The sequence below is a fragment of the Micromonospora sp. LOL_024 genome, from assembly GCF_048060415.1.
In the GTDB taxonomy this organism is placed as follows: domain Bacteria; phylum Actinomycetota; class Actinomycetes; order Mycobacteriales; family Micromonosporaceae; genus Micromonospora.
The window spans coordinates 437,257-455,304 of the sequence record NZ_JBHMIS010000001.1 but is presented as its reverse complement, the minus strand read 5'-3'; the positions used below and the strand labels follow the sequence as shown (position 1 = coordinate 455,304).

Sequence of the window (18,048 nt, the reverse complement as noted above, 5' to 3'; positions counted from 1 at the left end):
GTACGGGGGCGGGCTCGTACCAAGAGCTTGAGTCCGCGCGGTCACAGGTCGGGACGGCCTTCGTGGGTGGTGGACGCGAGGGCGTGAAAGCGGCGGGGGATGCGGCCGGCACCGTGGGCGAGTCGACCGGCCTCGATCGCGTACCGCATCGCGGTGGCCATCGCCACCGGATCCGCCGCCCGAGTGACCGCGCTGGCCAGCAGCACCGCGTCGCAACCCAGCTCCATGGCCAGCGCCGCGTCGGAGGCGGTGCCGACGCCGGCGTCCAGGATCACCGGCACCGCGACCTCCTGCCGGATGAGCCGAATGTGGTGCGGATTGTTGATCCCCAGGCCGGATCCGATGGGCGCGCCCGCCGGCATCACCGCCGCGCAGCCCACGTCGGCGAGGCGCCGCGCCAGAACCGGATCGTCCGAGGTGTACGGCAGCACGACGAACCCGTCGTCGACGAGTTCCTCAGCGGCACGTAGCAACTCCACCCCGTCGGGCAGCAGTGTGCGCTCGTCGCCGATCACCTCCAGTTTGATCCAGTCAGTGCCGAACGCGTCCCGGGCCAGCCGGGCCACCTTCACCGCCTCGCCGGCCGTGTAGCAGCCAGCCGTGTTCGGCAGCAGCCGCACGTCACACCGGTCGATCAGGTCCAGCAGGCCGCCCGAGCGACCCGGCACCGCCTGCACCCGCCGCAGCGCCAGGGTGACCATCTCGGCCCCGGAGGCGCGGATCGCCTGCTCCAGCACGTGCAGGTTCGCGGCTCCGCCGGTCCCGAGGATCAGCCGGGAATTGAACCGAACCCCGCCCAGCTCGAAGCCCGTGTGCTCGCCATCCATCGGGCTCACCCGCCCTGGGCGGCGCTGAGCATCTCGACCTGGTCGCCGCCGCGCAGCGCCTTCGCCGGCCAGCCGGTACGCGGCACCACCTCGCCGTTCACGGCCACCGCCACGCCCCGTTCCTGGCCGGAAACGTCCCGCACCAGCTCTGCGACCGTGACCCCGTCGCGCACGCTGCGCTCCACACCATTCACCGTCAGTTCCACGAGTCATCCTCCATCGCCTGCTCGGACGTTGTGCGAGCACCCGACCCGACCGCCGGAACGGATGCGACGCCGCCGGACGCGGGCGGACCGGCACCCGACGCGGCGGTGAACCGGTCCGGCCGGAAGGAGGCGAGCAGCGAGTCGGCGCCGTCACCGGTGACCAGGCCGGCGATCAGGTCCGCGGTGACCGGGGTGAGCACGATCCCGTGCCGATGGTGACCGGTGGCGACCAGCACATCCGGTCGGCCCGGCAGCGGACCCAGGATCGGGGCGTTGTCCGGCGTACCGGGGCGCAACCCGGCCAGCGTCTCCACCAGGTCGTACTCGGCGAGTTCGGGCACCAGGTCGACGGCCGCGCGCAGCAGTCGCAGCACCGCACCCGCGCAGACAACCAGGTCGGAGCGCTCCTCGACAGTCGCGCCCACCACCACCTCACCGCTGTCCCGCGGGACGAGGTAGACGTGCTCGCCGTCGGCGTACCCCCGCACGACATGCCGGAAGCCCGGCGGACGCCCATCGGGCGTGCGCAGCCGCAACACCTGGCCCTTGACCGGGCGAACCGGCAGCCCGGTCAGGGCGGCGGCGCCGCAGCCGGCCGCGACCACGGTCACGCCGGCCGGCACGTCCCGCAGGCGGCGCACCGGCTCGGTGACCAGCACCGCGCCGGCCAGCTCGGCCGCGATACGCAGCGCCGCCACCAGTCGGCGCGGGTCGACCTGATGGTCGGTGGCCGCGAGCGCGCCACCCCGCACCCGGGGTGCCAGCGCCGGCTCACGCTCACGCAGCTGCGAGGGACGCAACGGCGTCACCGGCAGGCCCAACCCCAGCTGGTACGCCCACAGCCGGCGCGCCTCGGTCAGATCGTCCGCGGTAAGCCCGACCACCAGCGTGCCCTCGGTCCGGTAACCGATGTCCACACCGGTCGCCTCGGCCAGCTCGGCCGCGAATCCGGGCCACCGGGATGCGGATTCGGTGAGCAGTCCGGTCAGTTCCCGCTCGCCGAAGTACGCCTCGGCCACCGGCGCCAGCATCCCGGCGGCGACGTGCGAGGCCCCCGAACCGGGCGCCGGATCATGCACCGACACCCGCAGTCCGCGCGCCGCGCACCGCCACGCGATCGCCAGCCCCACCACCCCCGCCCCCACCACCACGACATCAGGTGTAAGAAAGCGCCCCCTGTTGACGCCTCCATTGGAAGAAGGGCCCCCTGTTAACACGAGAGCCCCCGGAGCAACTCGGCGGCGGCGCGGGCCGGGTCCGCCGCAGCGGAAAGCGCACCGACCACCGCCACCCCGTACGCTCCGGCGGCCCGCAGCGCGGGCACCGCAGCGGCGGTCACTCCCCCGATGGCGATGACGGGCACGTCGACCGCCTTCACCACCGCCTGTACGCCGGCCGTGCCGATCTCCGGCGGCAGCCCGGTCTTCGTGGTGGTGGCGTAGCAGGGGCCCACACCCAGATAGCTCGCGCCGGCGGTCACCGCCTCGACGGCTGTCCCCGGCTCTCGCGCGGTGACGCCCAGCACGGCGGTCGGACCGAGCACCTGCCGGGCTGCCGCCACCGGCAGATCGTCCGCGCCGACGTGGCCGCCGGCCGCCCCCACCGCCAACGCGACATGCAGCCGGTCGTTGACCAGGCAGGTCGCCCCATACTGCGCGGTGAGCGTGACCACTCGCCGAGCCAGGTCGTACGCCTGGCGGTCGGTCGCGGTGTCCGCCACCCGAACCTGCACCACCAGTTCGGTACGGGCCAACGGCAGCACGGCTGCCAGTACGGAGAGCGGATCCCGGCCGGGCCGGGTGTCGGTGATCAGATGCAGTCGTCCCAGGGACGGCATGGCGGTACTCCTCCCTGCGCCGGCATTACCCGGATCAGGTTCGACGGTCGGGGGCTCTCAGCCCCCCTCTCAGCCCGGTCGACCGGGCTCCCGTGGGTCACTTGGGTGTCACCGTACGACAGATCCGCCAGGCTGCCAAGGCGTGCGCCCGGCTGCGGCGCGACGGCGGATGTGTCAACAGAGGGCCCCTGCTCTACCGGAGGCGTTAACAGGCGGCCGTTTCTTCGGCACAGGCGTAGGTGCTCTGCGCCGGTCCTGACAGGAATGCCACCTACCGTTGCCGAAACGTTACCAATCGAAGCCTTGCTATACATCCTCTGCAACGGATTAATTTGTTCAGCGACTCGACACAATGCCGAACTCGACCACGCCGTGCCCGCCTACCGATGACAGCCACCTTCCAGCGGTCGACGACATCGCGCCGGCCACCACGGCCGAGGTGTCCGGCACTCCGGTCGATGGTTGGCTCACCGGCCCGGCGACGGTCACGCTGACCGCCGTCGACGACGGCAGCGGGGTGGCCCGCACCGAATACCAACTCGACGACGCCACCGAGTGGACCGCCTACACCGCACCGGTCTCGGCGACCGGCGATGGTGGGCACAAGCTGCGGTTCCGCTCCGTCGACGAGGCCGGCAACGTGGAGGAGACGAAGACGGTCACGGTCAGGATCGACGCCACCGCGCCGGTCAGCACCGTGTCGTTCGCCCCGGCGAACGACGAGGGCTGGCACGACGGGACCATTCCGATGGTACTCACCTCGACCGACGCCGGATCCGGGGTGGCGCTGCTGGCGTGGTCGCTGGACGGCGGCGACTGGACGGCGTACACCGAGCCGGTGCAGATCAGCGGCGACGGGGACCACGAGCTGCTCTACCGGGCCACCGACACCGCCGGCAACGCCGAGACGCTGAGGTCGGCGGTGGTGCGGATCGACGGCACGAAGCCGACGCTGCTGGTCTCCGGCATCGCCGACGGCCAGCTCTACGGCGACAGCCAGAACGTCCGGGTGGCCTGGCAGGCGGTCGACCCCACCTCGGGGATCGCCGGCGTGGTCGGCGAGCTCAACGGCCGACCGTACGCCAGCGGCACGCTCCAGGCGATGTACGAGTTGCCGCTGGGCATGCACGAGCTGACCGTCACCGCGACCGACAAGGCGGGCAACGCGACCACCACGACGGTCCGGTTCTTCGTCACCACCTCGATCCGTGACATGCAGAACCTGCTGGACCGGCTCAAGGCGACGGGACGGCGCACCGACAAGGCGTACAACCAGTTGTCGAAGCGGCTCTCCAACGCCCGCACGGCGGAGGCGGAGGGCAACGACAGGCGGGCGGTCAACCAGCTCACCGCGTTCCGCACCCTGGCCGGCGACGCCTCGCTGGTCGGTGAGGCGGAGATTCGCGACGTGCTGATCCGCGACGCCGACGCCATGATCGTCCGGCTCGGCGGCGCGGCCAGCAAGACCGGTGTACGGGCCAACGGCGTCGAGTCCGTCAAGGGTGCCGGCCGCCTCGGTGGCGACCCCACGCAGCTGGCCCCGGGGCGTCGCCTCTGAGTGACCGTCCCAACCAAACACCAGGGCCCCGCCCGGCATCACCCGGGCGGGGCCCACCCACCCCACCCACGCTGTTGATCATGAGGTCAGCGGCAGTTCTGGAGATCAAGAACGCCGCTAACCTCATGATCAACGCACCGGGTGGGGCGGGTTGGAGGGTTAGGGGGCGAGGAGGAGACGTAGGGCCTTGAGGTCGGGCTCGGTGGGCTGCCAGGCACCGGCCTCAGCGTTGGCGCGCACCTGGTCGGGCGTGGTGGCGCCAGCGATGACCGAGGTCACCGCCGGCTGGGCGGCCAGTCCGCCGATGGCCACGTTCAGTACCGGCACCCCCCGTTGCGCGGCGTACGCCTCAAGGCTCTCGATGGTGTCCCAGTCGGCGGCGGCGAGGCGCTGGGCGTACCGGCCACCCCCGGCGAGGCGGCTGCCGGCGGGCGGAGCCTCGCTGCGCTTGTACTTTCCGGTCAGCAACCCGTTGGCCAGCGGGAAGAACGGCAGCATGCCCAGGCCGAACCGTTCGCAGGCGGGCAGCACCTCAATCTCGGCGTCCCGGTTGAGCAGGCTGTAGTGGTTCTGTGCGCTGACGAAGCGGGTCAGCCCCTGGGTCCTGGCCGTCCAGTCGGCGTCGGCGATCTGCCAGCCGGCGAAGTTCGAGTTGCCCAGGTAGCGCACCTTTCCGGCGCGAACGAGATCGTCCAGGGCGGACAACGTCTCGTCGACGGGGGTTCCCGGATCGGGCTCGTGAAGCTGATAGAGGTCGATGTAGTCGGTGTCCAGCCGACGCAGCGTGGCCTCGACCGCCCGGATCACGTAGCGCCGGGAGCCGCGTACCCCGAAGTCGCGCCCGTTGCCGCCGCTCATCGACATGCCGAACTTGGTCGCCACCACCACGTCGTCGCGGCGGCCCTTGAGTGCCGCGCCGAGCTGCGCCTCCGAGGCCCCGTGCGGCTCGCCGTAGATGTCGGCGGTGTCGAAGAAGTTGATCCCGACGTCCAGGGCGGCGTCGACGACCGCGCGGGTGCCGTCGAGGTCGAGTTTGCGGCCGAAATTGTTGCAGCCGATCCCCACGACGGACACCACGAGCCCGGAGTCGCCCAGCCGGCGATAGGTCATCTCAGTCACCGGCTCACCATATGTCGCACCGACGACCGCCCGCCCGGTCAGGTGACCAGCTCGTCGGCGATCACCTGACGTCCCAGACCGGCTCGGGTGTCTCCACCACCTCACCGTCGCCGCCGAACAGCAGGAACCTCTCGAAGGTCCGGGTGAACCAGCGGTCGTGGGTGACCGCCACCACCGTCCCGGCGAAGGCCGTGAGCCCGGCCTCCAGCGCCTCGGCCGAGGCCAGGTCGAGGTTGTCGGTCGGCTCGTCGAGCAACAGCATGGTCGCGCCGGACAGTTCGAGCAGCAGCACCAGGAAGCGGGCCTGCTGGCCGCCGGAGAGGGTGCCGAACCGCTGGTCGCCCTGCCCAGCCAGCTCGTACCGGCTCAGCGCGGCCATCGCCGCGTGCCGGTCCATGCCGGCCCGGTGTTCGTCACCCCGCCAGAGAATCTCGACCAGCGTCTTGGGCATCAGCTCCGGCCGGTCGTGCGTCTGGGAGAAGTGACCGGGACGGACCCGCGCGCCGAGCCGGGCCACCCCGTCGTGGGCCACCGGCGCGAGCGCCGCCGCCGAGTCGACCGGCCCGTTCGCCGGGTCCGGGTCGGTCCCGCCCCGGGCCAGCAGGCGCAGGAAATGGGACTTTCCGGTGCCGTTGGCGCCCAGCACCGCGAGGCGGTCGCCGTACCACAGCTCCAGGTCGAACGGATAGGTCAGGCCGTCCAGCTCCAGCTGCTCGCAGATCAGCGCGCGTTTGCCGGTCCGCCCGCCGGCCAGCCGCATCCGGATGTCCTGCTCCTTCGGCGGTACGGGCGGCGGTCCGGCCTCCTCGAACCTGCGCAACCGGGTCTGCGCCGCCTGGTAGCGCGAGGCCATCCCCGAGTTGTACGCGGCCTTCTGCTTGTACATCAGCATCAACTCACGCAGCTTCTCGTGCTCCTCGTCCCACCGCTTGCGCTGTTCGTCGAGGCGGTCGTGCCGTGATACCCGCGCCTCGTGCCAGCTGGCGAAGCCGCCCGGGTGCACCCAGGCGCTGCCGCCCTCCACGGCGACGACCCGGTCGGCGGTGTGCGCCAGCAACTCCCGGTCGTGTGAGACGTAGAGTACCGACTTGGCCGACTCCCGCAGTCGCGCCTCCAGCCAGCGTTTGCCGGGCACGTCGAGGAAGTTGTCCGGCTCGTCGAGCAGCAACACCTCCTCGGGGCCGCGCAGCAGGAGTTCGAGCGCGAACCGCTTCTGCTGCCCACCGGAGAGGGTGCGGACCGGGCGGTGCCGGGCGGTGTCCCACGGTAGGTCGAGAACGATGGTGGCGACGGTGTCGAAGAGCACCTCGGCGTCGTACCCGCCGGTCTCGCCCCAGGCGGCCAACGCGTCCGCGTACGCCAGCTGGGCCTTGCCGGCGGTGGTGCTGAACTTGCCGCGCAGTTCGGCCGCCCGCATGGCCGCCTCGGTCTCGACTAACCGGTGACCGGCGGCCCGCAGCCCGGGCGGGGCGAGCGACAGCGCCAGATCGGCGAGCATCGACTCGTCACCGATCATGCCGATGAACTGGCGCATCACGCCCAACCCGCCGGTACGCGCGATCGCGCCGGTCGGCACCGGTAGGTCACCGGCGACCATCCGCAGCAACGTCGTCTTGCCGGCGCCGTTCGGCCCGACCAACGCCACCTTGGCGCCCTCGCCGACCCGGAACGACACGTCGGCGAAGAGTTCCCGCCCGTCCGGTAGGACATGCCCGACCGCCGCCACGTCCACGTATCCCACGCGGGCATCCTGCCGGAGTCGGGGCCGTCGGCCAACTCATTACCCGGTCAGCGGGTGACGCGCAGCACCCGGAAGCCCTTCTGGCTGGCGTGCCGCTCCACCTGCCAGCCCTGGTCGACCAGCCAGCGCTGCAACGAGTCGCTCCCGAGATGACGGGCCGCCACCAGCCAGGCGATTCCCTCCGGGGACAGTCGGGGCAGCCAGCGCAGTAGTAGCTGGTGCAGTTCGTCCTTGCCGATGCGGATCGGCGGGTTGGACCAGATCTGGGTGAAGCTAATATCGGTGGGCACCTGATCGGGGGTGGCGACGTGCACCCGGTCAGCCACGTCGAGGCGAGCCGCGTTCGCCGCCGTCAGTTCCCGGGCCCGCTCGTTGACGTCCACCGCCCAGATCGTCGCTGTGGGGGCGACGGTGGCGAGCACGCCGGTGATCGGGCCGAAGCCGCAGCCGAGATCGAGCAGGCTACCGGTGGTGGTGGGGTCAGGCAGGTCGGCCTTGCGCAGCAACACGGACGTGCCCAAATCGAGGCGGGTGGCCGAGAAGACCCCGGCAGCGGAGGCCAGGGTGTAGTCGCGGCCGGCGATGGTGAACTGCACCTCGCGCGCCTGTGCGGGTGCGCTCGGCTCGGCAGTGAAGTAATGGTCCCCGGTCACGCCGCCATTCTCGCACCGGGCTGGATCGACCCCGGCGCCCGTGTCGACGTCATCGGTCGATGCGGCACGTCTCTCCGGCGCGTTTCGCAGAATTACCTACTAAAGGGATAAACATCCCTATTGTGGACCACATGGTGTATCGGTACGACTCCGATGAGGACGCATACGGCCCCTACCGGGAGGACGAGCCCCAGGGCGAGTCGCTCCAGGCTGCCCCGCCGCCCCCGGCCGGGCCGTCCCCGTCGCGTTTTCCCGCGCCGTCGCTGGCGAGTCCGAACCAGATCCTGCTGCCCTCGGCGGCGCCGCCCCGCGAACCACGGTACGAGATGGCACCGGCAGCGCCCGACGAACCGGCCGCGACCGGCGTGGCGGCAGGCCCGCCGGTTCCGGTCACCCCGGCCACCGCGCCGCCGCAGCGGCCCGGTGGTGGTCGCGCCTGGCAGGTGCTGATCGGGGGCGCGGCCGTACTGGTGCTGCTCGGCCTCATCGGCCTCACCGCCGCCGCCCTGCTGGACGGCCGCCAGTTGATCGGCCAGCAGGCGGCGCCCAGCGACCCGACGGACTCCACCCGGGACACCGAGCCGGCCGAGGCGAGCGACCTCGACTCCCGGGACACCGACCAGGCACCGCTGACCGCCCGGGAGGTCTTCCCCGCCAGCGCCCTGACCGTCGGTGACGGCCAAACCGGGTACGAGGTGCTTCGCACCCAGTCCAGCGCCAGTTGTGCTGTGGCCGCCACCGGTGAGGTCGCGGAACTGCTGGTCAGGCTCGGCTGCAACCAGGTCGTCCGGGCCACCCTCCGCACTCCGGACGGGGACCACCTCGTCACCAGCGGGCTGTTCAACCTGACCGATCGGTCCAGCGCCGAACGGGCCCGGGACCGGATCCGGCAACTGCTCGACGAACGGCAGGGCCGCTTCCGTGGCATGTCGGCGGACGAGGGCACCGAGGTCCTCACCACCGCTCCGGCCCGGGTCGGCTGGCAGGTACGCGGCCACTACATCGCCTACGCGGTGGTTGCCCGGGTCGACGGCGCGTCCATCCGCTCCGGCGACACCGGCGTCCGCGAGATCCTCTTCGACATGCTCGAACAGCACCTCAACCAGGGTGTGCTGGAACGGCGGGCCGCCGGTGGCACGGCGAACCAGCCGACCGAGACACCCACCGACGGCACCGGCGACCAGAACGGGAACACCGGGAACTGACCATCGAACACGGAAGGCGGGCGCTGCACGCGCCCGCCTTCCGTGTCTGCGTCTGCCGTTCGTGACGTCAGGCCTGCGGATACCGCCGTCGGCTCGTTCAAATTTCGGCCGGCACCCGCAGCCGCCGGGTCGCCTCGGCCCGCCGGGCGTACTCGGCCGGATCTTCCGGGTAGCCGACCGCCACCAGGGTCAGACCGTGCGCCGGCGCCACGGTCACCTCGCTGGACCGCTCCCGGCGGTTGAGTAGACCGGCCGGCCACTGGACTGGCCGGCGGCCGTCACCGGCGACCAGCATCGCGCCGACCAGGCTGCGCACCATCGCCTGGCAGAACGCGTCCGCCTGCACGATGGCGACCAGGGTTGCGTCGGCGTCCCGTCGCCAGTCCAGCCGGGTCACCTTCCGAAGCGTGGTCGCGTTCTCCTTGCGCCGGCAGTACGCCGCGAAGTCGTGCTCCCCCACCAGACCGGCCGCGGCGGCGGCGAGCCGATCGAGGTCGAGCGCGCGGGGCCAGGCCAGGGTCTCGTGCCGGCGCAGCGGATCCGCGCCCCAGGCAGCGTCGGTGACCCGGTACTCGTAGCGGCGGAAGGTCGCCGAGAAACGCGCGTCGAAGGTGGCCGGCACCGCACTCACCGCCCGGATCCGCACGTCCGGTGGGAGCAGCCGGGCCAGTCGGCGCAGCAGCCGACCCTCGTGCGCCGCCCAGACCTCCACGGGCAGGTCGAGGTGGCAGACCTGGCCCGTGGCGTGTACCCCGGCGTCGGTACGGCCGGCGACGGTCAGCCCGGTCGCGGTGCCCACGCCGAGCACCAGGTCCACCGCCTCGACCAGCACCCCGGCGACCGTACGCCGCTCCGGTTGTGCCGCCCAGCCGGAGAAGCCGGTGCCGTCGTACGCGACGTCCAGCCGCAGCCGGGTCCGCTCGTCCACGTCGTACCTCCGTCAACGGCGTCGGGCCCGGCACCCCGTGGGGGATGCCGGGCCCGACGATGCTTGCCTGCGCTCAGGCCTTGTTCTCGGTGGCCTCGTCGCTGTCCTCACGGGCGGCGGCGGTGTCACCGGACACCGAGACCGGGGCCTCGGCATCCTGGTCGGCCGGCCGCGCCTGCGGGGCGGCCTCCTCGGCCGGGGCCAGCGCCTCGACCTTGTCCTGCTGGGCGGCCTTGCGACCGGCGGTCTTCTTGTTCGCCTTCGGCTCGGCGACCTGGAGTTCCTCGACCAACTCGATGATCGCCATCGGGGCGGCATCACCCTTACGCGGACCCGTCTTCACGATCCGGGTGTAACCGCCGTTGCGGTTGGCGTACCGCGGCGCGATCTGGTCGAACAGGGAGTAGACCACGTCCTTGTCCTTGACCACGGTCAGCACCCGCCGGCGCGACGCGAGGTCGCCCCGCTTGGCCTTGGTGATCAGCTGCTCGGCGAGCGGACGCAGCCGCCGGGCCTTGGTCTCGGTGGTCTTGATTTTGCCGTGCTGGAACAGCGAGGTGGCCAGGTTGGCCAGCATCAACCGCTCGTGCGCGGGGCTGCCGCCGAGGCGGGGGCCCTTGGTGGGCGTGGGCATGCTTGGTGCTCCTCAGGTGTGGCGGCAGCGCGGACTAGAGCTGCTCGGTCTCGCGGTAGTCGTCGGTGTCGTAGTCAGCCTCGCCAAAGGTGTCCACGACGTGCGCCGGGTCGAAGTTCGGAGCCGAGTCCTTCAGCCCGAGACCCATCCCGGCGAGCTTCATCTTGACCTCGTCGATCGACTTCTGACCGAAGTTGCGGATGTCGAGGAGGTCGGCCTCGGTACGCCCGATGAGCTCACCAACGGAGTTGATGCCCTCGCGCTTGAGGCAGTTGTAGGAGCGGACGGTCAGGTCCAGCTCCTCGATCGGCAGAGCCAGGTCCGCCGCCAGCTGCGCGTCCTGCGGGGACGGGCCGATGTCGATGCCCTCCGCGGTCTCGTCCAGCTCCCGGGCCAGCCCGAAAAGCTCCACCAGGGTCGAGCCGGCCGAGGCCAACGCGGTACGCGGGCCCATCGACGGCTTGGTCTCGACATCGATGATCAGCCGGTCGAAGTCGGTCCGCTGCTCGACCCGGGTCGCCTCGACGCGGTACGTCACCTTGAGCACCGGCGAGTAGATCGAGTCCACCGGGATCCGGCCGATTTCCGCGCCCGCCTGCTTGTTCTGCGCCGCCGTGACGTAGCCCCGACCTCGCTCGACGGTCAACTCCATGTCGAGCCGGCCCTTGCCGTTGAGGGTGGCGAGCTTGAGGTCCGGGTTGTGCACCGAGACACCGGCCGGGGGCTGGATGTCACCGGCGGTGACGTCGCCCGGGCCCTGCTTGCGCAGGTACATGCTGACCGGCTCGTCGTGCTCGGAGCTGACGCAGAGCTCCTTGATGTTCATGACGAGCTCGACCACGTCCTCCTTGACTCCGGGGATCGTGGTGAACTCGTGCAGCACACCGTCGACCTTGATCGAGGTGACCGCCGCACCCGGGATCGACGACAGCAGCGTACGCCGCAGCGAGTTGCCCAGGGTGTAGCCGAAGCCGGGCTCCAGCGGCTCGATGGTGAACCGGGAGCGGGTCTCGTTGATCGACTCTTCGGAGAGAGACGGTCGCTGGCTGATGAGCATTTCTTCTCTTCTCTTCCGGGGCGCCCGCTATTTGACGCCCACGACACACACTGTTCCGGTGGCCCGCCCCCGCGGGGGCGGGCCACCGGCACGAGCCGCTACTTGGAGTAGAGCTCGACGATCAACTGCTCCTGGACCTGGGTGTCGATGACCTGCCGGGCCGGGAGGGAGTGCACGAGCACCTTCATCTGGCTCGGGATGGCCTCAAGCCATGCCGGAACCGTCTTCGAGCCGGCCTGAGCCTGCGCGACGATGAACGGGGTGAGCTCCTTGCTCTTGCCCCGAACCTCGACGATGTCGTGCTCCTTGACGCGGTACGACGGGATGTCGACCTTCTTGCCGTTCACCGTGAAGTGACCATGCTTGACCAGCTGGCGGGCCATGTCCCGCGAGTGGGCGTAGCCGGCCCGGTAGACGACGTTGTCCAGCCGCGACTCGAGGATCTGGAGCAGAACCTCGCCGGTCTTGGCCTTCTTGCCGACGGCCTCTTCGTAGTAACCGCGGAACTGCTTCTCCAGCACGCCGTAGACACGACGGGCCTTCTGCTTCTCACGGAGCTGGAGCAGGTACTCCGTCTCCTTGGTGCGGCCGCGGCCGTGCTGCCCGGGCGGGAACGGCCGGGACTCGAACGGGCACTTCGGACCATCGCACTTGCTGCCCTTGAGGAACAGCTTCATCTTCTCCCGCCGGCAACGGCGGCAGTCAGCACCGGTGTAACGAGCCATCTCTCTCTACCTCTCAGACCCGACGACGCTTGGGCGGACGGCACCCGTTGTGCGGCTGCGGAGTGACGTCGGCGATCTGCCCGACCTCAAGACCAGCTGCCTGCAACGAACGGATGGCAGTTTCCCGGCCGGAGCCGGGGCCCTTGACGAACACGTCGACCTTGCGCATGCCGTGCTCCATGGCCCGACGAGCGGCGGCCTCGGCGGCCAGCTGCGCGGCGAACGGAGTCGACTTGCGGGAGCCCTTGAAGCCCACCTGGCCGGACGAGGCCCAGGAGATGACCGCACCGGTCGGGTCGGTGATCGACACGATGGTGTTGTTGAAGGTGCTCTTGATATGCGCCTGCCCGTGGGCGACGTTCTTGCGTTCCTTGCGCCGGACCTTCTTGACAGCGGCTCCGGCACGAGCCTTCGGTGGCATAAGTCTGTGCGCTCCTGAATGATTTTGGCTTGTCGCCCGTTGATGACGTAGACACCGGTTTCCGGCTGGAGCCCGGCCTACCTCGACGGAGAACGACCAGAATTCCGGTTAAGAAGTTACTTCTTGCCGGGCTTCTTCTTGCCGGCGACGGTCCGCTTCGGGCCCTTGCGGGTCCGCGCATTGGTCTTGGTCCGCTGGCCACGCACGGGAAGACCCCGGCGGTGCCGGATGCCCGCGTAGCAGCCGATCTCGACCTTGCGGCGGATGTCAGCGGCGACCTCGCGGCGCAGGTCGCCTTCAACCTTGTAGTTGATTTCGATGTGGTCCCGGAGCTGGACAAGCTCCTCGTCCGTGAGGTCCCGGGCGCGCTTGTCCGCCGAGATGCCGGTGGCAGCGAGCGTCTCCAGGGCGCGGGTCCGACCCACGCCGAAGATGTAGGTAAGCGCGATTTCCAGCCGCTTCTCGCGGGGGAGATCCACGCCGACTAGACGTGCCATGTGCGGGCGTACTCCTTGTGGTGTTCTGACGGAGGTCTGGCCCCGTCCCATCCCGCTACCGACTCCTCCCGTCCTTCCGGCGCGACTACACGCCGGCGACCGGGATCGGTCGCTGCCCGAGCGGGCCCCGGCCTCCGACCGGGGGTCAACCACGAGAAGGTACGCGCTGCGCACCGCCCGTGGCTGGGACGAGCATGTGATGAGTTGGCTGGGTTCAGCCCTGGCGCTGCTTGTGGCGCGGGTCGGTGCAGATGACCATGACCCGGCCGTGCCGGCGGATCACCCGGCACTTGTTGCAGATCCTCTTGACGCTCGGCTTGACCTTCACGGTTGCCTTACTTCCCATCTGGCCCGGCGGCGCGAGGCGCGACACCGGACGTCGAAGACGGACACGGGACGTTCCCGGCCGCCGTCAGGCTTACTTGTAGCGGTAGACGATGCGCCCGCGGGTCAGGTCGTACGGCGAGAGTTCGACGACAACCCGATCCTCCGGCAGGATGCGGATGTAGTGCTGCCGCATCTTGCCGCTGATGTGAGCCAGCACCTTGTGGCCGTTGGCCAGCTCCACGCGGAACATGGCGTTCGGCAGGGGCTCGATGACCCGACCTTCGATCTCGATAGCTCCGTCTTTTTTCGGCATGTCCTCCGCTGTCCTGACGTCGGTTACTCCGGACGGCCCACAACGTCTTACACGGGTGCTTGACCGAGATCAGCTTCCCGCGCCAGCCGCGGCTCCGCGTCCCACCGAAGCGCTGGTGGGCATGGCAGAGTGGACGCTGTGCGCCGATCAGAAAGTGTACGCCCGCCTGCACGTCGTCGCCAAACCGACCGGCGATCGAGCAGGAGCAGGTCGGACAAACGTCACATTCAGGCAGTGCCGCCCGGCTCCGGATGCCGCTGCTGTTCAACGACGCCGGGACCGGAAACGGCTCCCCCGGCAGTTCCCCCTGCCGCGTCGAGCATACCGCCGCCTGCACCGCCGCCCGCCTCGACCTCGCCGGGCTGCTGCCCGGCGAGCGCCCTGCGTTCCCGCTTGAGTGCCCGGCGCTGCCGGCGCCGTTCCCGAGCGGCCGCCCACCGACGGGGCTCACCCGAGGCCAGCCCGGTGACCGTACGCACCAGCAGCACCGCGCCCCAGGGTCCGGCCACCCATGCCGGCCAGAAGTAGTGCGCGTCACCAGCCGCCAGCGAGGTCGCCACCCAGACAGCCACCACGATCCCCACGGCCTTGAGCCACGGCTCCCAGACCTGGGCCAGCCAGCGCACGGTCGCCTGACGTCCGTCGTCGGCCGGCGCCGGGGCCTGCGCACCGGTGCCCCCCGGCGCCACCCCGGTCGGCACCCCGGTCGGCACCCCCACCGCTGCCGGCAGGTCGACCACCAGCTCATCCAGTTCGGCGTAGGTACGGGCGGCATATGCCCGCTGCAGCCGCTCGTCGTACTCGTGCAGGTCGAGCCGGCCCTCGTCCAGGGCGACCCGAAGCCGCTCAGCCACCGCCTGCCGGTCGGAGTCCGCTGCCCGCATGCCGTCGTCGTGCCGGTCCATGCCGGCAAGCATGCCACCGTGCCGCCAGCCGGTCACCGGGCCTAGGAGGCGGGTGAGGTGCTCGGCTGGCGCGCGGTGACCAGGTCGCCGAGGCGACCCCGCCCCCCGTCGTCAGCGGTCAACACCCACACCCCATCCGGCAGTAGGGCCATGGAGTGCTCGACGTGCACGGCCCGCGACCCGTCCCTGGTGACCACCGTCCAGCCGTCGGCGAGTTCCGCGGTACGCGGTGAGCCAAGGGTGATCATCGGCTCGATGGCCAACGCCATGCCCGGCACCAGCCGTGGACCCTTGCCCGGGCGCCCGTGGTTGAGCACGTGTGGATCCTGGTGCATCTCGGTGCCGATGCCGTGTCCGCCGTAGCCATCGACGATGCCGTAGCGGCCGGCCTTGCGTACCGAGGTCTCCACGGCGTGGGATATGTCGGTCAGGCGGCCCTTGCCGTTGGCCGCACCCCGGGCGGCGGCGGCGATGCCCGCCCACATGGCGTCCTCAGCTACCTCGGCCATCCGCAGCAACGCCGGATCGACCTCACCCACCCCGACGGTGATCGCCGCGTCGCCGTGCCAGCCGTCGAGCACCGCGCCGCAGTCGATCGAGATCACGTCGCCGTCGGCCAGAACCTGCTCCGGAGACGGGATCGCATGCACGATCTGCTCGTTCACCGAGGAGCAGATCGAAGCCGGAAAACCGTGGTAGCCCTTGAACGACGGCTCCGCGTCCGCCGCACGGATCGTCGCCTCGGCGATCGCGTCCAGGTCGGCGGTGCTGACCCCGGGAGCGATCGCCTCCCGCATCCGCCGTAGCGCCTCCGCGACCACGAGCCCTGCGGCACGCATCTTCTCGATCTGCTCGGGGGTCTTCAGCTGGATGTCCAGCTGGTGACGACGCATGGAGGCGCTACCTTTCGTTGCCGAAACAGCGGGGCACGGCGGACGCACCCCGCTGTTCGCACTCTATCCGGCTGCCGGCCGGGCCGACCTCAGCCCCCGTACGACCGGAGGGCGTCGATCGCACGGACCGTGACGTCCTCCACCGGGCCGGTGGCGTCGATGCCGACCAGCTTGCCCTGCGCGCCGTAGTAGTCCACCAGCGGTGCGGTCTTATCCGCGTACTCGCGCAGCCGGGCGGCAATGGTCTCCGGCTTGTCGTCGTCGCGCTGGAACAGCTCGGCGCCGCAGCGGTCACAGATGCCGTCCCGACTCGTCGGGTCGAACTCGACGTGCCAGATCTTGCCGCAGCCCCGGCAGGTGCGCCGGCCGGAAAGCCGCCGGATCACCTCGTCGTCGTCGACCACCAACTCCAGCACGATGTCCAACGCGGTCCCGAGGTCGGCGAGGAGCTTGTCCAGCGCTGCCGCCTGCGGGGTGGTGCGCGGAAAACCGTCGAGCAGGAACCCCTCGGCGGCGTCCGGCTCGGCGAGCCGGTCCCGCACCATGTTGATGGTGACCTCGTCGGGCACGAGCTTCCCGGCGTCCATGTAGCGCTTAGCCTCGACGCCGAGCGGGGTGCCCTCGGACACGTTGGCCCGGAAGATGTCGCCGGTCGAGATCTTCGGCACGGACAGGTGCGCGGCGATGAACTCCGCCTGTGTGCCCTTGCCCGCACCCGGCGGGCCAACCAGAACCAGTCTCATCTACCGCAAGAACCCTTCGTAGTTCCGCTGCATCAGTTGGCTCTCGATCTGCTTGCTGGTTTCGAGTGCCACGCCAACCATGATCAGAACAGCGGTGCCGCCGAACGGGAAGTTGAGGTACTGCTGCCGGTCGAGCCAGATGAAGAAGAAGTTCGGCAGGATCGAAATGGTCGCGAGGTACAGCGCGCCCGGCAGCGTGATGCGGCTGAGGATGAAGTCCAGGTAGTCGGCGGTGGGCTTACCGGGGCGGATGCCCGGCACAAAGCCGCCGTACTTCTTCATGTTGTCCGCGACCTCGGTCGGGTTGAACGTGATCGAGACGTAGAAGTACGTGAAAAAGATGATCAGCAGGAAGTAGACCACGATGTAGATCGGGCTGGTCGGGTCGACCAGGTTGTTCTGGATCCACGCCTGGGTCTTGCCCGGATCGGTCTGGTCGAAGAACTGCAACGCCAGCTGCGGCAGGTAGAGCAACGACGAACCGAAGATGACCGGGATCACACCCGCCTGGTTGACCTTCAGCGGGATGTAGGTGGAGGTACCGCCGTACATCCGTCGACCGATCATGCGCTTCGCGTACTGCACCGGGATGCGGCGCTGCGCCTGCTCGATGAAGGTGACCGCGGTGATGACCACCAGCACCAGGGCGATGACGAGGAAGAACTTCCACCAGCCCTGGCTCTCCTTGATCCGCCAGCCCTCGCTGGGCAGGCGGGCCGCGATCGAGGTGAAGATCAGGACGGACATGCCGTTGCCGACACCCCGGTCGGTGATCAGCTCGCCGAGCCACATGACCATGCCGGTGCCGGCGGTCATCGTCATCACCAGGATGGACAGCGTCAGCCAGTCCGGCACGCCGGTGCCGGTCGGGATGATCTCCTCGTTGCACTGGTTGTTGAACAGCTGCCCGGAGCGGGCCAGCGCCACGAACGCCGACGCCTGCAGGACACCCAGACCCAGGGTCAGGTAGCGGGTGTACTGGGTGATCTTCGCCTGACCGGCCTGGCCCTCCTTGCGGAGTTGTTCCAGCCGAGGGATCACCACCGTCAGCAGCTGCAAGATGATCGACGCGGTGATGTAGGGCATGATGCCCAGCGCGAAGATCGACAGTTGCAGCAGGGCACCACCGGAGAAGAGGTCGAGGAGGTTGAGCACCCCGGTCGAACCCTCGATGGCTTCGAGGCACTTCTGCACGTTGCCGTATGAGACGCCTGGGCTGGGCACCGTGGCGCCGAGCCGGTAGATCGCGACGATGCCTACTGTGAACAGCAGCTTCTTGCGCAGGTCAGGCGTACGGAACGCACTGAGAAAGGCGGACAGCAACTTCTTCCTCCTGCGCGAGGCGGGCCGCCGGTGGTCCCTGGCGGATCGGGGCGGGTGCCGGGCGAGTGCCCGATATCCATGGCTGGGAAGGGACTCTAACAGCCCGATCCCGGTACGGGCAGGTGCGCCCGGGTAC

Annotated in this window: 20 protein-coding genes, 1 pseudogene and 1 riboswitch; of the genes and pseudogenes, 2 read left to right on the top strand and 19 right to left on the bottom strand. The window is 70.0% G+C overall.

Annotation, left to right across the window (positions count from 1 at the left end; all coding sequences use genetic code 11):
- Positions 1 to 41 precede the first annotated feature (41 nt).
- The 4 genes from ACFHWY_RS02270 to thiE all read right to left on the bottom strand — a co-directional run bounded on the left by ACFHWY_RS02270 (position 42) and on the right by thiE (position 2,870).
- Positions 42 to 827: a thiazole synthase gene (locus ACFHWY_RS02270; RefSeq protein WP_416578366.1), complete on the bottom strand. Its 786-nt coding sequence runs from the start codon at positions 825 to 827 to the stop codon at positions 42 to 44.
- 5 nt (positions 828 to 832) lie between these two features.
- Complete coding sequence (gene thiS, locus ACFHWY_RS02265) at positions 833 to 1,033, bottom strand: sulfur carrier protein ThiS (protein WP_416578365.1); 201 nt, start codon at positions 1,031 to 1,033, stop codon at positions 833 to 835.
- Entirely contained in the window at positions 1,024 to 2,250 is a 1,227-nt protein-coding gene (gene thiO, locus ACFHWY_RS02260; RefSeq protein WP_416578364.1) for a glycine oxidase ThiO, read from the bottom strand. Before thiO ends, thiS begins: the two co-directional genes overlap by 10 nt.
- Positions 2,244 to 2,870 carry a thiamine phosphate synthase gene (gene thiE / locus ACFHWY_RS02255; RefSeq protein WP_416578363.1) on the bottom strand — a complete coding sequence of 209 codons (627 nt, stop codon included), beginning with the start codon at positions 2,868 to 2,870 and terminating at the stop codon, positions 2,244 to 2,246. The genes thiO and thiE overlap by 7 nt, the downstream gene beginning before the upstream one ends.
- Positions 2,865 to 2,973, bottom strand: a riboswitch (TPP riboswitch). (Overlaps the previous gene by 6 nt.)
- Positions 2,974 to 3,222: 249 nt before the next feature.
- Here thiE and ACFHWY_RS02250 point away from each other — a divergent pair.
- Positions 3,223 to 4,428: an OmpL47-type beta-barrel domain-containing protein gene (locus tag ACFHWY_RS02250; RefSeq protein WP_416578362.1), complete on the top strand. Its 1,206-nt coding sequence runs from the start codon at positions 3,223 to 3,225 to the stop codon at positions 4,426 to 4,428.
- Between the two features lie 159 nt (positions 4,429 to 4,587).
- On the opposite strand, the gene ACFHWY_RS02245 is transcribed toward ACFHWY_RS02250, so the two are convergent.
- The 3 genes from ACFHWY_RS02245 to ACFHWY_RS02235 all read right to left on the bottom strand — a co-directional run bounded on the left by ACFHWY_RS02245 (position 4,588) and on the right by ACFHWY_RS02235 (position 7,941).
- Positions 4,588 to 5,538, bottom strand: a complete 951-nt coding sequence (locus tag ACFHWY_RS02245; RefSeq protein WP_416578662.1) for an aldo/keto reductase — start codon at positions 5,536 to 5,538, stop codon at positions 4,588 to 4,590.
- 70 nt (positions 5,539 to 5,608) lie between these two features.
- A complete protein-coding gene (locus ACFHWY_RS02240) occupies positions 5,609 to 7,288 on the bottom strand; it encodes an ABC-F family ATP-binding cassette domain-containing protein (RefSeq protein ID WP_416578361.1) in 1,680 nt (559 codons plus the stop codon).
- Positions 7,289 to 7,335: 47 nt separating this feature from the next.
- Positions 7,336 to 7,941: a class I SAM-dependent methyltransferase gene (locus tag ACFHWY_RS02235; protein WP_416578360.1), complete on the bottom strand. Its 606-nt coding sequence runs from the start codon at positions 7,939 to 7,941 to the stop codon at positions 7,336 to 7,338.
- A 131-nt stretch (positions 7,942 to 8,072) separates the two neighbouring features.
- On the opposite strand from ACFHWY_RS02235, the gene ACFHWY_RS02230 reads away from it, so the two are divergent.
- Positions 8,073 to 9,146: a hypothetical protein gene (locus ACFHWY_RS02230; protein ID WP_416578359.1), complete on the top strand. Its 1,074-nt coding sequence runs from the start codon at positions 8,073 to 8,075 to the stop codon at positions 9,144 to 9,146.
- A 97-nt stretch (positions 9,147 to 9,243) separates the two neighbouring features.
- Here the strand turns inward: ACFHWY_RS02230 and truA are convergent, their stop codons facing one another.
- From truA to secY, 12 genes and pseudogenes are all read right to left on the bottom strand, one after another.
- A complete protein-coding gene (truA, locus tag ACFHWY_RS02225) occupies positions 9,244 to 10,074 on the bottom strand; it encodes a tRNA pseudouridine(38-40) synthase TruA (protein ID WP_416578358.1) in 831 nt (276 codons plus the stop codon).
- Positions 10,075 to 10,147: 73 nt separating this feature from the next.
- A complete protein-coding gene (gene rplQ / locus ACFHWY_RS02220) occupies positions 10,148 to 10,708 on the bottom strand; it encodes a 50S ribosomal protein L17 (RefSeq protein WP_416578357.1) in 561 nt (186 codons plus the stop codon).
- A 34-nt stretch (positions 10,709 to 10,742) separates the two neighbouring features.
- The gene (locus ACFHWY_RS02215) at positions 10,743 to 11,765 is read right to left on the bottom strand and encodes a DNA-directed RNA polymerase subunit alpha (protein WP_416578356.1); all 1,023 of its coding nucleotides are present in this window, start codon (positions 11,763 to 11,765) and stop codon (positions 10,743 to 10,745) included.
- Positions 11,766 to 11,863: 98 nt separating this feature from the next.
- Positions 11,864 to 12,490 carry a 30S ribosomal protein S4 gene (rpsD, locus tag ACFHWY_RS02210; protein WP_416578355.1) on the bottom strand — a complete coding sequence of 209 codons (627 nt, stop codon included), beginning with the start codon at positions 12,488 to 12,490 and terminating at the stop codon, positions 11,864 to 11,866.
- A gap of 13 nt (positions 12,491 to 12,503) precedes the next feature.
- Positions 12,504 to 12,911 (bottom strand): 30S ribosomal protein S11, encoded by a 408-nt coding sequence (gene rpsK / locus ACFHWY_RS02205; RefSeq protein ID WP_020513613.1) that lies wholly within the window; start codon positions 12,909 to 12,911, stop codon positions 12,504 to 12,506.
- Between the two features lie 116 nt (positions 12,912 to 13,027).
- Positions 13,028 to 13,408, bottom strand: coding sequence for a 30S ribosomal protein S13 (gene rpsM, locus ACFHWY_RS02200; RefSeq protein WP_416578354.1), 381 nt, complete (start codon positions 13,406 to 13,408; stop codon positions 13,028 to 13,030).
- Between the two features lie 214 nt (positions 13,409 to 13,622).
- The gene (gene rpmJ, locus ACFHWY_RS02195) at positions 13,623 to 13,736 is read right to left on the bottom strand and encodes a 50S ribosomal protein L36 (RefSeq protein ID WP_012184307.1); all 114 of its coding nucleotides are present in this window, start codon (positions 13,734 to 13,736) and stop codon (positions 13,623 to 13,625) included.
- Between the two features lie 90 nt (positions 13,737 to 13,826).
- A complete protein-coding gene (gene infA, locus ACFHWY_RS02190) occupies positions 13,827 to 14,048 on the bottom strand; it encodes a translation initiation factor IF-1 (protein ID WP_007073013.1) in 222 nt (73 codons plus the stop codon).
- Positions 14,049 to 14,377: 329 nt separating this feature from the next.
- A pseudogene (locus tag ACFHWY_RS02185) lies at positions 14,378 to 14,932 on the bottom strand (DUF1707 SHOCT-like domain-containing protein); the annotation flags it as partial.
- Positions 14,933 to 14,994: 62 nt separating this feature from the next.
- The gene (map, locus tag ACFHWY_RS02180; protein ID WP_416578353.1) at positions 14,995 to 15,846 is read right to left on the bottom strand and encodes a type I methionyl aminopeptidase; all 852 of its coding nucleotides are present in this window, start codon (positions 15,844 to 15,846) and stop codon (positions 14,995 to 14,997) included.
- 89 nt (positions 15,847 to 15,935) lie between these two features.
- Positions 15,936 to 16,589, bottom strand: coding sequence for an adenylate kinase (locus ACFHWY_RS02175; protein ID WP_416578352.1), 654 nt, complete (start codon positions 16,587 to 16,589; stop codon positions 15,936 to 15,938).
- The gene (gene secY / locus ACFHWY_RS02170) at positions 16,590 to 17,912 is read right to left on the bottom strand and encodes a preprotein translocase subunit SecY (RefSeq protein ID WP_416578351.1); all 1,323 of its coding nucleotides are present in this window, start codon (positions 17,910 to 17,912) and stop codon (positions 16,590 to 16,592) included.
- Between the last annotated feature and the right edge of the window lie 136 nt (positions 17,913 to 18,048).

What these genes read in the sequence shown, in the direction of transcription:
- ACFHWY_RS02175 (WP_416578352.1), bottom strand. Translation starts at nt 16,589, where the DNA reads ATGAGACTGGTTCTGGTTGGCCCGCCGGGTGCGGGCAAGGGCACACAG.
- ACFHWY_RS02215 (WP_416578356.1), bottom strand. Translation starts at nt 11,765, where the DNA reads ATGCTCATCAGCCAGCGACCGTCTCTCTCCGAAGAGTCGATCAACGAG.
- infA (WP_007073013.1), bottom strand. Translation starts at nt 14,048, where the DNA reads ATGCCGAAAAAAGACGGAGCTATCGAGATCGAAGGTCGGGTCATCGAG.
- rpsD (WP_416578355.1), bottom strand. Translation starts at nt 12,490, where the DNA reads ATGGCTCGTTACACCGGTGCTGACTGCCGCCGTTGCCGGCGGGAGAAG.
- ACFHWY_RS02270 (WP_416578366.1), bottom strand. Translation starts at nt 827, where the DNA reads ATGGATGGCGAGCACACGGGCTTCGAGCTGGGCGGGGTTCGGTTCAAT.
- thiE (WP_416578363.1), bottom strand. Translation starts at nt 2,870, where the DNA reads ATGCCGTCCCTGGGACGACTGCATCTGATCACCGACACCCGGCCCGGC.
- map (WP_416578353.1), bottom strand. Translation starts at nt 15,846, where the DNA reads ATGCGTCGTCACCAGCTGGACATCCAGCTGAAGACCCCCGAGCAGATC.
- rplQ (WP_416578357.1), bottom strand. Translation starts at nt 10,708, where the DNA reads ATGCCCACGCCCACCAAGGGCCCCCGCCTCGGCGGCAGCCCCGCGCAC.
- rpsK (WP_020513613.1), bottom strand. Translation starts at nt 12,911, where the DNA reads ATGCCACCGAAGGCTCGTGCCGGAGCCGCTGTCAAGAAGGTCCGGCGC.
- ACFHWY_RS02250 (WP_416578362.1), top strand. Translation starts at nt 3,223, where the DNA reads ATGCCGAACTCGACCACGCCGTGCCCGCCTACCGATGACAGCCACCTT.
- ACFHWY_RS02230 (WP_416578359.1), top strand. Translation starts at nt 8,073, where the DNA reads ATGGTGTATCGGTACGACTCCGATGAGGACGCATACGGCCCCTACCGG.
- ACFHWY_RS02245 (WP_416578662.1), bottom strand. Translation starts at nt 5,538, where the DNA reads ATGACCTATCGCCGGCTGGGCGACTCCGGGCTCGTGGTGTCCGTCGTG.
- rpsM (WP_416578354.1), bottom strand. Translation starts at nt 13,408, where the DNA reads ATGGCACGTCTAGTCGGCGTGGATCTCCCCCGCGAGAAGCGGCTGGAA.